Below are 13,456 nucleotides of genomic sequence, written 5' to 3' on the forward strand. Positions count from 1 at the left end.
CTGACCGGTGTGTTTTCGGCACCGGTCAGGCGCTGTTTTGTGCGCTGCTACGAGACGAGTCGGCAGCCCTTTTCCGCCAGGAATTCCGCCTGGGCCATGGGCGTGGCATTGTCGAAGAGGCGGTTCAGGAGTTCTCCCTCCCATTCCACCGATTCGACTTCGTCGACCCCGTACTCCGTCAGGATCCTCCCTATCGCCTGGAGGGCGAGCAGCGAATATCCACCCATTTCGAAGAAGTCACTGTGGTGCACGTCGACGGATTCGGCGTCCACTTCGAGCACTTCCGCCCAGATCCGGCGCACCACTTCCGCCGCGTCCACGGCGAGCTGCGTCTTGGGGTCGGTCAGGTTGTCCGTCACGGTTCCTCCATGGGTCACGATGTACGGCTGATCGCCGGGGGCAGGGACAGGAAGGGGCGCGGGCGGCGCGTTGGCGGTCGTGGACGACGTCACGGGATGAACACCACCTTGCTCGCCTCGCCGGAGTCGAAGAGCCGGAAGCCCTCCGCGGCCTCGGACAGGGGCATCCGGTGCGAGATGAGAAAGGTGGGGTCGACGCGGTCGGCGCGCACCAGGTTCATCAGGGGTTCGCAGTCCCTGATCGGATCGCCGACGGCGAAGCGGAGGGTGACCTCCTTGGCGAACGCGAGCCGGGTCGGCATGGGCATGGCCTCGGAGGCGTGGGCGCCCACGGCGCACACCACTCCGCGCGGCCGTACGAGGTTCAGCGCGGTCAGCAGGGAGGCGTCGGTGCCCACGGCCTCCAGGACGGCGTCCGCCCCGCGCCCGTCGGTCAGGTCGGCGACCTGCTCCTCGATGCCGGTCGAGCCGTGCACCGGGCACGCGCCGCGTTCGGCGGCCAGTTTCCGCCGGCTCTCCAGCGGGTCGACGGCGAGCACCCGCGCGGCGCCGAAGAGCCGGGCGGCCTCCAGGGCGAGCAGGCCCACCGGGCCGCAGCCGACCACCGCCACCGTGTCCCCGGGACGCACCTCGGCGCCCACCGCGCAGGCGTAGCCCGTGGCGAGCACGTCGCCGACGAACAGGGCCCGCTCGTCGCCGACATCGTCGGGGATCGGGAGCAGCACCGTGTCGGCGTAGGGCACCCGTACGTACTCGGCGTGTCCCCCGGCGTAGGCCTGCGTGCCCACCACGGTCGCGTAGCCGAACAGACCCACCCGGGCGCACTGGTAGTGCCAGCCGCGACGGCAGGACCGGCAGTGCCCACAGGCGATGATGTCCGAGGCGACGACCCGGTCACCGGGCCGAAGCCCCCGCGCCTCGGGCCCCACCTCCTCGACCACGCCGGTGAACTCGTGGCCGGTGACCGTGCCGGGCCCGAACCCGTCGATCTCCCCGCGGTACGGGTGGAGGTCGGTGCCGCAGATCGCGCTGCGCACCACGCGGACGACGGCGTCGCGGGGTTCCTCGATACGGGGCATGGGGACGTCGTCCGCGACGGCCGCCCGGCGCGTGCCGTGCCACTGCAGCGCTCTCATGCCTCTCCCCACGACGCCGCCGCGTCGAGCTCTTGGTGCAGGTCGTCGAGCAGACGGGCGGCCGCCGGGTCGTCGTACTGGCCGGGGTGGTGGATCAGCAGGGCGCGCAGCGTGCCGCCGTCCTCGTAGAAGCCGAGGTCCAGGGGGTAGGGCGAGAAGGGGTCGTGGTTGATCGGCGTCACGTCGAGTCCTTCGAGGGCGGGCGGCACCTCCGGCGTGCTCTGGAAGGAGACGCAGACGCTGATCGCCGACCCGAATCCGGGCCGCCACAGCCCGAGGTCGGGGGCCAGCCGCTCGAACGGCACGTCCCGGTGGGAGTACACCCCGATCAGGTTGCGGCGGACCTGGTGCAGCAGCTCGTGGAAGTCTCCGGCCGCGGGCACCCGGGTCCGTACGGGCAGCAGGTTCACGAAGAAGCCCACGGCCTTCTCGAACTCGGCCCGGGTGCGGTATCCGCCGCGGGTGGCCACGAGGATGTCGTCGGTGTCCACGTAGCGGCGCAGTACCCGGGCGGAGGCGGCGAGCAACAGCATGAACAGGGTGGCGCGCTCGCGCCGGGCGGCCGTCCGCAGCCGCTCGTACAGGGGCGCCGGAATGTCCGACCACCGGGTCCGTGGCGGCTGTTCGGTCCGCTGGGGGGCGGCGGAGGCCAGGGTGAGCGGTGGCAGCGGAGTGACGTTCGCCAACTCATTTTTCCAGTAGGCGAGTTGCTTCGGATAGGCCGGACCGGCGAGCCACTCGCGCTGTCGGTGTACGAAGTCCCGGTACTGGGCGGGCACGGGTGGCAGCGGTGAGGCGCGTCCGTGCAGGTGGGCGTTGTAGAGCCGCTCCAGTTCGCGCAGCAGTACCGCCCACCACGACCAGGCGTCGGAGACCAGGTGGTGCAGGGTGACCCGCAGGATGTGCTCGCGCGGCGCGACCCTGAGCAGGACCGCCCGTACGACGGGGCCGTGGGCCAGGTCGAACGGGCGGCGCAGCTCCTCGGCGAGGAACCGTTCGGCGGCCTCCTCGCGTTCCGCGGCGGGAAGCGCGGTGAGGTCGGTGAGCGGCAGGGGCACCTCGGCCCGCGGGGCCACGCGCTGGACGGGCAGGCCGTCCACGACGGGGAAGCTGGTGCGCAACGCCTCGTGACGGCGCACGAGGTCCTCCACGCTCGCCCGCAGGGCCGTCGCGTCCAGCGCACCGACGAGACGGAACGTCATGGGGTCGGCGTACCGCGTGCGACCGGCCCGCCGCTCCAGGAACCACACGCTCTGCTGGGCGTACGAGAGAGGCACGTCGTCGAACTGCCGCTCAGCCACGGTCACTTGTCGCCCCAGGCGAAGAGCCAGCGCCGGGGGACCTCGGTCAGCTCCAGCCGCTCGAAGGTGGCCCGCAGGCCCTCGATCAGCGCCTCGGAGCCGAGGGCCAGGTCGCTGATCCCGGTGGCACCCTCCACGAACACCGAGTACGTGCACAGGGCCTCCCAGTCCTGGAGCGTCCACGCGTACACGGCTTCCTCGGACTTCGTCCGGGAGAACCCCGCCTCGGTGAAGAGCTCTTCGTGGCGGTGCGGCGTGAGCGTCTGGAGGGCGACCGGCTTGTCGCGTGCGAGGACGAGGTCGTCGCCTCTCCGCCGCAGGACGTCGCGGGTGGCGCGCAGCCAGTGGGCGTAGAAGGCGCGGGTCTCGGGGAGCACGGCCCCCTCGTAGAACAGGGTGTTGAGGACGCAGCGCCCGCCCGGTGCGAGCAGCCGGTGGCAGCCCGCCAGCACGGGACCTCGTTCGGCCGCCGGTATCTGGTGCATCACGTTGCTCAGGACGGCGACGTCCACCGGCCCGGCCAGGGACTCGACGTCCTGCGCGCGCCCTTGCACGAAGCGGACCTTGGGGTCGCGCAACCTCCGCCGTGCGATGGCCAGTTCGTGCTCCGAGGGGTCGATGCCGATGATGGCGCCCACGTGCGCGGAGCGCTCCAGGAGCAGTTCGGTGGCGAGGCCCGAGCCGCAGCCGACGTCGGCCACGACGCCGCCGTCGGGGGCCTCGCAGATGTCGACCAGGCGCTGGGTCACGTCGCCGTACAGGGGGCGGCGCGACATGGCGTCGAACTCGTATCCGGAAGAGAAGGTCATGACACCTCGAGTCATCGGGTCGGACGGGGAGCCTGCGGGGTGTTGGGTGCGGCGAGGGAGAGCAGGCGCGCCGCGGTGCCGCCCATGAGGGCCTCGTACTCGCGCGGTGAGAGCGGGTCGCTACCGGGCGGCCACGGCCCGGGGTCCCGGGCCAGTGCCGTCATGCGGGCCGCGGCCGCCGTCATGGTCGCGAAGGGGAAGTCGGTGCCCCACAGGAGCCGGTCGAGGACGCCGCTCTCGCGGGCGTGGGCCAGTGCCCGGGCCACCGTCGCGGGCGGCTGGTAGGAGCCGAAGATGGACAGGTCGGCGTAGAGGTTGGCGTGCCGGGCGAGCAGGTCGACGCACGGCCGGGTCCAGGGCGTGCCGAGGTGGGCGAGGATCACCGGCAGTCCGGGGAAGTCCCGGGCCACCTGCTCGACGAGGAGCGGGGAGAAGAACCGGGCGTCCGCGTTGCGCGAGGGCGTGTACCCGGTGTGGATCAGCACCGGGATGCCGAGCTCCAGGGCGGTCTCGTACACGTCGTACCACCGGCGGTCGGCGGGTGACATCCGCAGGTAGCAGGGGGCGGTCTTGAGTCCGCGCAGGCCGAGGCCGGTCACGGCCTCGCGCAGGCGTCCGGCGGCGCCCGGGGTGCCGGCGTCCACGGAGGCGAAGCCGGTCAGCCGGTCGGGGTGGCGCGCGCAGAGCTCGGCGACGAACTCGTTCGGCACCGAGAACCCCTCGACGCGGCGCACGTCGAAGGCGAGCAGGACGGCGCGGTCGACGCCGGCGGCGTCCATCTCGGCGAGCAGCTTCGCCTCGGGCGCGGACAGGTCCTCGGGCGCCAGGTCGGTGGTGGCCGTCATCTGTTCGGCGAAGCGGGCCGAGTAGTGGCGGTAGTACTCCCCCGCGTGCACGTGCGCGTCGATGATCACGTCCGGCGCTCCTCGGGCCGCTCCCCCGAACCGAGGCCCTGAGCCGGTGCGTCGCCGCGCCAGAACAGCAGGCGCACCTCCTTGGGCTCCAGGCTCAGGCGCTCCGTGGTCTCCGGGGCGCCGTTCCCCGGCCTGCTCCGCAGGGCCGTGCGGACCGGGGCGGGGGCGTGATTGATCACCACACCGCAGCGTTCGTCGCCGCGCCCGATCACCGTGACCTCCACCGACGGGTCGTCCGCGGTCAGCGGCACACGGATGCCCGCCTCCTCGGCGACCTCCTCGTACAGCCGGTGCCAGGCGGCCTCTTCGAGGCGGTAGGGGGCGTTGAGCTGCGCCTCCAGGGGGGCGTTGAGGTAGTAGGCGGTCCCCTCGCCCAGGCGGTGGCGGGTCAGGGCGGGCGAGCCGTCGGCGAACGCGGCCAGGGTCTCGGCTCCCACCGTGTCGATCACCGGGATCGGGCCGGGTTCCCAGCGCAGCGGGAAGCGGACGCCCGCCCAGGTGAAGTGGGCGCGGGTGTCGTCGGCGCGGGTGAAGTCCCGCACGCGGACGCCGAACAACTCCTCGTCGCCCGCGGCGTCCAGCAGGCTGCCGGTGGAGTACAGGAGCACTCCACCGGAGGTGACGTACCGGGCCAGGCGGTGGCGGTCGGGCAACGACAGCTGCCGCGCCGAGGGGCAGATCACCAGCGCGTGCCGCTCCAGGTCCGCGTCGCGGTGCGTGAACTCATAGTGCAGGTGCGCCTGTTGGAGGAGCAGGTGGGCGTAGAAGGCGGCGGGCGCGTCGCTGCCCGAAGGCGTCAGGTAGCCGGCCTCGTTCCGCGGTTCCGCCTCGGGGACGAAGACGCCCACGGGGGCGGGCAGCGGTCGGAATCCGGCGAGCTCGCCGGTCACGCGCCGGGCGAACGTCCGGTACTCCGCGAGGGCGGGCTTTTCGCGGCCGTCGGCGGCGAGCAGCCCGACGTGCCGCTCGTTGGGCCGCAGCGCGTAGGGCTTGCGTTCGGTGGTGAAGTCCTGCCAGCACCAGACGGCGGTGCCGACGGCGCCTGCCGCGAAGGCGGAGTGGGCCGCTGCCCGCAGGTACCGCGCGGCCGTGGTCTCGTCGCAGCCGTAACTGCCCATCTCATCGACGAACACCGGCCGGTGGGCGCTGCCACGGCGTACGAGGTAGGGCAGGAAGGCGGTGGCCTTGCGGGCCGCGACGGACTCGATGTGGAACGGCGTCCACACCGGGAATCCGTGCAGTCCCACCATGTCGAGGGGCCGCGCGTGCTCCGGGCGGAACGCATGGCCGCCCAGCACCGCGGACGCCTCGTTGGCCTGGAGGACCAGCGCGTCCGGGTCGGCGGCGCGGACCGCCCCCGCGAGCGTCCCCCACCACGCGCGGACCTCATCGGCGCCGAGGGCGGCGGACGACGCGGGATCGACGTGGATCACCTCGTCGCCCAGGTCGTAGGCGAGGACGTTCGGCGCGTCCCGCAGCTCGGTGGCGATGTGGTGGACGAAGTCCCGCTGCCGCTCCCGCAGGTCGGCGTCCCGCCACAGGTCCCGGCCTTCGCGCCACGGCGGGTCGAACCGCTGGCCGTTCATCCAGATCGTCAGGAGCGAGGGAAGGCAGTACAGGCCGTGCCGCCCCGCGGTTTCGGCCAACTGCCGCAGTCTGTCAGTCAGTACGGGGTCGTAGGCGCCCTCCTTGGGTTCGAAGTCGCCCCAGAAGACGAAGATCCGTACGGTGTTCAGGCCCGCGGCGGCCATCCGGCGGAAGTCGTCGTCGATCCTGGCGCCGTCCCACTCCCGCCAGTAGTCGCACCCGGTCGGCGAGGGGTGGTAGTTGACGCCGACGGCGACGAAGGGGTGCCCTGCGCGGCGCAGGACGCCGTCGGTGAGCGTGACGCGGCCGCCGTTCACGCCGCCTCCTGCCATGCGTCGCCCAGCGCGTCGACGACCCGGTGGACCTCCGCCGCGCCGATGCCGGGGTGGAGCGGCAGCGAGAGCTGACGCTCCATCACGTCCTCGGTGACCGGCAGGCGGCACGGTTCGCCCCGGTGACGTTCCCGGTAGGCGGTGAACCGGTGCGTGGGCGGATAGTGCACGCCGCTCTGGATCCGCGCGGCGCGCAGCCGGTCCTGCAGCGCCGCACGGTCGGTGCCCCCGGGCAGCACCACCGCGAACAAGTGGTGGGCGCTCTCCTCGACGGGCCGGTCGGCGTACGGCACGGTGAGCCCGGGCAGCGAGGCCAGCTGCTCGCGGTACCTGCGGACCGCGTCCTGCCGGCGGGCCTGTGCGGCGGGCAGGGCGTCCAGCTGGACGCGCCCGATGGCGCAACCGATTTCCGTGGGGCGGTAGTTGAGGCCCAGGGCGTCGACGTCGTACAGGGAGGGGCCGCCGCGGTGGCGCTGCTGGGCACTGACGGTCAGGGCGTGGGAGCGCAGCCGCCGGATGCGTTCTCCCGTGGCGGGGTCGCGGGCGACCACCATGCCGCCCTCGCCCATGGCCAGGTTCTTGGTGGCGAAGAAGCTGAAGCAGCCGATGTCGCCCACCGTGCCGAGCACTCCGTGGACCGAGTCGGTGACGGGGGCGTGGGCGCAGTCCTCGATCAGGGCGAGCCCATGGGTGCGGGCCAGCCGGCCGAGGCTCGTCAGGTCGGCGGCGTGGCCGCCGTAGTGCATGGCGACGATCGCCCGCGTGCGCGGGGTGATCCTGCGCGCGGCGTCGTCGGGGTCGATGCACAGGTCGTGCGGGCCCCTGACGTCGGCGAAGACCGGGGTGGCGCCGGACAGGGCGACGGTCGCGGCGGCGGAGACGAAGTTCAGCGAGGGCAGCACGACCTCGTCGCCCGGCCCCAGGCCCAGGGCCAGGAAGGCCAGGTGCAGGGCGGCGGTGCCGCTGCTCACGGCGACCGCGGACTCGACGCCGAGGGCGGCGGCGTACTTGCCCTCGAAGTCCTCGGTGACGGGCCCGGCCGACAGCCACCCGGACCGCAGGACCTCGGTCACCGCGTCGATCTCGGCCTGCCCGATCCCGGGCCGGTACAGCGTGATGTCGAAGGCCGTCATCCGCCGACCACCTCCTGGGCGGCGCCGGTGCCCGCGCACAGCTCGGCCGCGCCACGACGGCCCAGGTAGCGGGCCCGGTCCGCGCGGAACGCCTCGGTGGCGATGTCCAGTTGCTCGGGCGTGCCGATGTCGTGCCAGTCCCCCTCGATGACATGGCCCTCGACGCACTCGCCCTCGGCCCGCGCGCGGTCGAGCAGGGTGGGCATGTCGTGCCGGCCGCGGGGCGGCAGCAGCCGCAGCAAGGACGGTTCGAGCACGTAGATGCCCCCGCTGACCAGGTAGCTCAGGCGCGGCTTCTCGCGGAAGTCGGTCACCCGCCGCTCCTCGTCGAGTTCCACGACTCCGTGCGCGATGTCGATCTCCTGGCGGCTGAGGGCGACCGTGGCGGCCGCCTCCGACTTCTTGTGGCGCCTGACCAGGTCGGCGAAGTCGATGTCGGTGAGCAGGTCCGCGTTCATCACGAGGGTGGAGTCCTCGAACGGCGGCAGCAGCGCCAGCGGACCGGCGGTGCCCAGCGGCTCCTCCTCCTGGAAGAAGTCCAGTTCCAGGTCGGCCCAGCGGTCCCCGGCGAGGCTCGCCTTGATCATGTGGGCCCGGTAGCCGAGGGAGAGCGACACATGGGTGAAGCCCGCGCTCCTGAGCTGCGTCAGGATGATGTGCAGGATCGGTATGCCGTCGATGGGGACGAGGGGTTTGGGGATGCTCAGGGTGGTGGGCCACAGCCGACGGCCCTCACCTCCGGCCAGTACCACTGCTCTCATCGGGCCTTCTCCGTTTGCTTCCGGGCGGCGATCAGCGTGCGGTAGACGGTGTGGACCCGGTCGGCGACCGCGTCCCAGCCGAGCTCACGGCGCACCTTGTCGTGGCCGTGCTCTCCCATCGCGTGGCGTTCGGCCGGATCGGCGAGGAGCCGGTTGACCGCGTCGGCGACGGGCTTGGCGGTGGGGCGCACCAGCAGGCCGTCACGGCCGTCGGCGACGATCTCGCCGCTGCCGAGGAACGTGGACGCGACGACGGGTTTGCGGCAGGCCCACGCCTCCACGTAGACGAGGGGGAACAGGTCGACGGTGGAGGGCACGCACAGCAGCTCGCAGGCGGCGAGGGCGCTGTGCTTGACGTCCTCGTCGACCATGCCGAGCTCGATGACGCGGGGGTCGGCGTGCTCGGCGAACCGCTCGGCGCAGTCGTCGTCCCAGCGGGGTCCGATGAACACGAAGGACGTGTCCGGGTGTTCCGCCCAGACGTGCTCGGCCGCCTCCAGGAGCGTGACGTAGCCCTTGGACCGCATCTTGCGCCCGAGGAAGAGCACCACGGGGCCTTCGATGCCGTGGTCGCGGCGGAACCGGCCGGGGTCGGGGGTACCGGGCAGGTGCGGTCCCTGGCCGATGACGTGCAGCCGGGACGCGTCGACACCGGCGTCACGGAGCATGTCCCGTTCCGCCACCGACAGGGCGAAGACGGCGTCCGCTTGCCGGCATCCGTGGAGTACGGTCTCGCGGTCCGGCCAGACGTCGGGGGCGGACGCCGGGGTGACGGCGAACGGCACGCCCCAGGCGCGGGCGAGGTCGAGACCGGCCGCGATGTCCTGCGGGTGGAAGGCGTCGAGGGCGTGGACCACGTCCGCCCGGTCGGTGTCGTCGGGCGTGGCCGGGAGGGGCTGGATGCTCACGCCCGCGCCCCGCATGAACGCGGCGGTGTCCTCGTCGACCGGGTTCGAGTAGATGCCGGCCTCCCAGCCGAGCCGGCTCATCGACGCGGCGAGGTACTGCGTCATCAGTTCGGCTCCGGCGCGCGCCGGGAAGTAGCCGCGGTGGACGTACCGTACGCGCACGCCGCTCACGCTCCGCTCCCGCGGGCCGCTGTGTCCCGGGGGTGTCGCGCGTACCACTCGCAGGTGCGGCGCAGTCCCTCGCTCAGGGGCACGGCGGGGCGGTGCCCGGTCAGTTCGCGCAGCCGGGAGATGTCGGGCAGGCGCCGGGCCGGTGAGAGCGGGGGCGCGGGGCGGACGTCGACGGCCGGGTGCCGGCCCAGCGCGTCGAAGACGCCGTCGGCGAGGTCCCTGATGAGGATCTCCTCCTGGTCGTTGCCGACGTTGACCAGGAGGGGCTCCTTGGTCGGCAGGGCGGTCAGCGCGGTGATCGCGTCGACGGCGTCGTCGACGTAGCAGAACGCGCGGGTCTGGTCGGCGCCGTGGATCTCGAAGGGGTCCGCGCCGCTGAGCAGCCGCTCGATGAACTGCGGGATCACGTGGTCGTACCCCATCCGGGGGCCGTAGACGTTGTGGAAGCGCACCATGCGCAGCGCGAAGCCGTGGGTGCGCGCGTAGGTACGGCACAGCAGCTCTCCGCTGATCTTGCTGAAGCCGTACGAGGAGCGGGGCACCGTCAGGTCGGGGACCATCAGCGGCACGTCCTCGCCGGTGGGGACGGACGCGATGCCCGCCGCCACGCTGCCCGCGTAGGCCTCGCTGGACGAGGCGAAGCAGAGGGTGGCGCCGGTCAGCCCGGAGAACCAGTCGAGGAGGTGGACGGTGGTGAGCAGGTTGGTTCGCAGCACCCGCCGGGGATTGTCGTTGGACTCGGCGACGCCGACGACGGCGGCCAGGTGGTAGACCTCGGCGAAGTCGTCCGCGAGCAGTCCGTCGGGGACGGGCGTGGTCAGGTCGTGCTCGACGAGCTCGACCGGGCCGAGCAGTGCGGCGAGCTCCGCGTCGGACCGGCCCCTGCTGAAGTCGTCGAGCAGGGTGACGTCGCAGGTGGCCGCCGCGCGGCGGGCCAGATGCAGGCCGATGAAGCCCGCTCCTCCGGTGATCAGGATCTTCTTACGCACGGCCGAGCCTCATCGCCTTCGTCGAGGGCGGGAGGACCCGCCAGGTGTCGTAGACCAGTGCCGGGTCGGCCATGCGCGCCACCAGGTCGGCGGCGTCGACGTCGCCGTAGCGCGCGTGGTCGTTGAGGAGGACGGCCGCGTGCACGCCGGTGAAACCCTCCGTCAGGCCGACCGCCCGGACGCCCAGCGCCTCGATCCGGTCCGACGGCACCACGAAGTCGTGGCCGACGACTTCCCTGACGCGGCTCTTCAGGAACGGCAGCAGCCGCTCGTACGGGGCTCCGCGCAGGTCGTCGGTCTCGGGGCGGCCCTTGTAGGCGAAGCCCGAGATCAGGACCCTGGCGTCGGCCGGGTCCTTTCCCCGCTCCCGCAGTTCGGCCAGGACGCGTTCGCCGACCCTCCGCGGCATGGACTCGTTGAGCGTGCGCGCCGCGGTGATCATGTGGGGTGTGTGGTCGTGCGCCGCGACCGAGTGTGCGAGCAGGTACGGGTCCTTGGTGAGGCAACTGCCGCCGACGAAGCCGGGCTTGTGCAGCTTGGGCCGGGGGTAGTCGAGGTTGGCGGAGTCGATGACCTCGCGTGCGTCCAGGCCGAGCTTCTCGGTGATGAGCGCGATCTCGTTGCCGAAGCCGTAGATCAGGTCGGTGTGGCAGTTGCAGACCAGCTTGACCAGCTCGGCGGCCTCCAGCGAGGAGACGGGCACCGCCTGGTCGGAGAGCGTCTCGAAGAACGCGCCCGCCCGTTTCCCGGCCTCGTCGGTCAGGCCGCCGACGATCTGCGGCAGGGACAGCAGCTCCGCGAGGGCCTGGCCCTGGATGGTGCGCTCCGGGCAGTAGGCGAGCAGCGGTTCGTCGACCGTGCCGCGCAGGATGGGCAGCACCAGGCTCCGCGAGGTACCCACCGGCACCGTGCTGCGCACGATGACCAGAGTGGTCTCGTCGATGCCCGCCGCGATCGCCTCGGTGGCGGCCCGCAGATGGCTCAGGTCCGGTGTGGTGCCACCGGGCTCGATCGGCGTGCCGACACAGATGATCACGACGGGCGGCAGCTTCCGGCCGCCGACGTCCGTGGTGACGGCGAGGGCGCCGCTCCCGGCCGCCCTCTCGATCTGTTCCTCGACGCCGGGCTCGGCCAACTGCAGTACGCCACGGGCGAGTTCGTCAGCCGCCTTGGGGTTGGTCTCGTAGCCGAGCACGCTCCTGCCCGTGGTCAGCAGGGCGGCGGTGAGGGTGACGCCGACGTAGCCCAGCCCGACGACGCACACGTCGTAGTCCTCGTACGGCCTGATCGATGGCATTGGCATAACTCCCTGGAGGGTGGCGGGGGAAGGTGAGAAGGCCGGTGGACCGATTTCACGGACAGGTGTCGCCGGGCGGCTTGCCGAGGAGTGCGACGACGCCGTCGACCAGGTGCCAGAACAACCGCTCCCCCAGTTCCGCGGAGGCGCCGACGGCGGAGGACAGCACGCCCCGGTTCGAGATCCCGGCCGCGTCGACGGGGTGCCGGTACACCCCCGCGGGCGGCGGCGCCGCGTGGCTCGGCCGCTCCGGGCGGACGGCGTCGGGGCGCAGGTACATCATCAGGCTCGTCTCGGTCAGGCCCGCGTGCTCCGCGTGCCATCCCGGGAACCGCGGGAGGTGTGCGCCGAGCCAGTCATCGGTGACCAGGCTCCACCAGCTGAACGCGACCACCTCGGTGCCGGCGAACAGGTCGCCCTCGGTGCAGCCGTCGATCGCCTCGAAGAGCAACCCCTCGTTCTCGTAGTGCCCGTTGACCACGACGAGCCGCCCGGTGCCGAGGCGCGAGAAGCCGCGCAGGCAGTCCGTGAGGTAGTCGATGAACGTGCTGCCGCCGATGTGCACGGTGCCGGGGAAGTGGAGTCCGCCGCCGCTCTGCGGCAGCGATCTGGCCGAGACCGGCTGGCCGGGCAGCAGCAGACCGCCTGCCTCCGCGACGACCTGCCGGGCCAGCGCCTCCGGGATGTCCATGTCGACGGAGAGCGGGAGGTGGGGGCCGTGCTGCTCCAGTCCTCCCACCGGCCACACCAGGGTGGCCCCGGCCGTGGCACCGGGCACCTGCGGACTGGTCAGGTCTCCGTAACGGGGTACGTTCGTGGCGCGTTGTCGCATCGCCTTCACCTCATGGCCTCTTGATGCTCCGTCCCACCAGGTCCGCCACCGTGCCGCCGTGCGAGGCCAGCCAGTCGTCGAAGTCCTGGCGGATTCCGCGCAGGGTCGCGTGCATGTTCCGGTGCAGAGCGGTGTAGACCTGAACGGCCTCGGCGCCCACGCTCAGGTACTCCGCCACGTCGGCGGCGTCCTTGACCCCGCCGCTCGCCATGACCGGCACGGTCAGGCCGTCGCGCCGCAGACCGAAGATCTCGGCGAGCACGAGCGGTTTGATGCCGGGCCCCGAATAGCCGAAGGCGCCCCCCAGACGCACCTCACCGGTGTCGGCGTCGACGGCCAGACCCGCGATCGTGTCGCTCAGGGTGACCGCGTCCGCGCCGGATGCCATGGCGGCGTCGACGCGCTCGCGCACCCGTTCCCCGATCGCCAGCTTCACGCTGAACGGCACCGGGGTCCGGCGCCGCACCGCCTCGGTGTACGCGGCGACGCGCTCCGGAGTGTCCGCCGCGCCGCCGTCCTCCTCGTTCAGGCACGAGATGCCGAGCTCCATGGCGGCGCTGCCCGCGACGGTCACGCGCTCCGCCAGGTCGGCGAGCCCGGCCGGGGAGTCCGCGTGCACGGAGGCGATCACCGGCAGCCCGTCGGCGGCGAACCGGCGCAGCATCGCGCACCAGTCGTCCACGGACCGGCGGGAGTACGTGGTGCTGTTGAGCATGCCGGTGGGCAGGCGGAGCAGGCGTTCGTCGCCCGAGGGGCCGGGGTGGGGGTGGATGGTCTTGGTGACCACGGCCCCGGCGCCGTCCTCGAGGAGTCGACGGATGTTGCGCTCCTGGTCGGTGAGGAGACCGGAGCCCACGACGACGGGGGACTTCAAGCGCAGGCCGAGCATCTCCACGGTGGTGGGAGCAGGTGCGGGCGCGGACGCGG

Annotated in this window: 13 protein-coding genes; all 13 read right to left on the bottom strand. The window is 72.5% G+C overall.

Annotated elements, in window-relative coordinates; translation table 11 throughout:
* Nucleotides 1–47 precede the first annotated feature (47 nt).
* Nucleotides 48–359, bottom strand: a complete 312-nt coding sequence (locus tag ACZ69I_RS15960) for a phosphopantetheine-binding protein (RefSeq protein WP_467675044.1) — start codon at nt 357–359, stop codon at nt 48–50.
* A gap of 89 nt (nt 360–448) precedes the next feature.
* Nucleotides 449–1,495 carry an alcohol dehydrogenase family protein gene (locus tag ACZ69I_RS15965; RefSeq protein ID WP_470832703.1) on the bottom strand — a complete coding sequence of 349 codons (1,047 nt, stop codon included), beginning with the start codon at nt 1,493–1,495 and terminating at the stop codon, nt 449–451.
* Nucleotides 1,492–2,802: a condensation domain-containing protein gene (locus ACZ69I_RS15970; protein WP_470832704.1), complete on the bottom strand. Its 1,311-nt coding sequence runs from the start codon at nt 2,800–2,802 to the stop codon at nt 1,492–1,494. Before ACZ69I_RS15970 ends, ACZ69I_RS15965 begins: the two co-directional genes overlap by 4 nt.
* Nucleotides 2,799–3,605, bottom strand: a complete 807-nt coding sequence (locus tag ACZ69I_RS15975; protein ID WP_470832706.1) for a class I SAM-dependent methyltransferase — start codon at nt 3,603–3,605, stop codon at nt 2,799–2,801. Before ACZ69I_RS15975 ends, ACZ69I_RS15970 begins: the two co-directional genes overlap by 4 nt.
* Before the next feature lie 11 nt (nt 3,606–3,616).
* Entirely contained in the window at nt 3,617–4,519 is a 903-nt protein-coding gene (locus tag ACZ69I_RS15980; protein WP_470832708.1) for an amidohydrolase family protein, read from the bottom strand.
* Entirely contained in the window at nt 4,516–6,423 is a 1,908-nt protein-coding gene (locus tag ACZ69I_RS15985; RefSeq protein ID WP_470832710.1) for a beta-galactosidase trimerization domain-containing protein, read from the bottom strand. The genes ACZ69I_RS15980 and ACZ69I_RS15985 overlap by 4 nt, the downstream gene beginning before the upstream one ends.
* Complete coding sequence (locus ACZ69I_RS15990) at nt 6,420–7,571, bottom strand: DegT/DnrJ/EryC1/StrS family aminotransferase (RefSeq protein ID WP_470832711.1); 1,152 nt, start codon at nt 7,569–7,571, stop codon at nt 6,420–6,422. Before ACZ69I_RS15990 ends, ACZ69I_RS15985 begins: the two co-directional genes overlap by 4 nt.
* Complete coding sequence (locus tag ACZ69I_RS15995) at nt 7,568–8,332, bottom strand: sugar phosphate nucleotidyltransferase (protein WP_470832712.1); 765 nt, start codon at nt 8,330–8,332, stop codon at nt 7,568–7,570. Before ACZ69I_RS15995 ends, ACZ69I_RS15990 begins: the two co-directional genes overlap by 4 nt.
* On the bottom strand, nt 8,329–9,411 hold the full coding sequence (locus ACZ69I_RS16000) for a glycosyltransferase family 4 protein (protein ID WP_467675027.1): 1,083 nt from the start codon (nt 9,409–9,411) through the stop codon (nt 8,329–8,331). The genes ACZ69I_RS15995 and ACZ69I_RS16000 overlap by 4 nt, the downstream gene beginning before the upstream one ends.
* Nucleotides 9,408–10,400 carry an NAD-dependent epimerase/dehydratase family protein gene (locus ACZ69I_RS16005; protein ID WP_470832714.1) on the bottom strand — a complete coding sequence of 331 codons (993 nt, stop codon included), beginning with the start codon at nt 10,398–10,400 and terminating at the stop codon, nt 9,408–9,410. Before ACZ69I_RS16005 ends, ACZ69I_RS16000 begins: the two co-directional genes overlap by 4 nt.
* Nucleotides 10,393–11,697 (bottom strand): nucleotide sugar dehydrogenase, encoded by a 1,305-nt coding sequence (locus tag ACZ69I_RS16010; protein WP_470832715.1) that lies wholly within the window; start codon nt 11,695–11,697, stop codon nt 10,393–10,395. Before ACZ69I_RS16010 ends, ACZ69I_RS16005 begins: the two co-directional genes overlap by 8 nt.
* A 55-nt stretch (nt 11,698–11,752) precedes the next feature.
* Nucleotides 11,753–12,529 (bottom strand): creatininase family protein, encoded by a 777-nt coding sequence (locus tag ACZ69I_RS16015; RefSeq protein ID WP_467675021.1) that lies wholly within the window; start codon nt 12,527–12,529, stop codon nt 11,753–11,755.
* 10 nt (nt 12,530–12,539) lie between these two features.
* On the bottom strand, nt 12,540–13,418 hold the full coding sequence (locus ACZ69I_RS16020; RefSeq protein WP_467675018.1) for a beta/alpha barrel domain-containing protein: 879 nt from the start codon (nt 13,416–13,418) through the stop codon (nt 12,540–12,542).
* Nucleotides 13,419–13,456: the final 38 nt, after the last annotated feature.

Source organism: Streptomyces sp. NPDC036815, assembly GCF_055609205.1.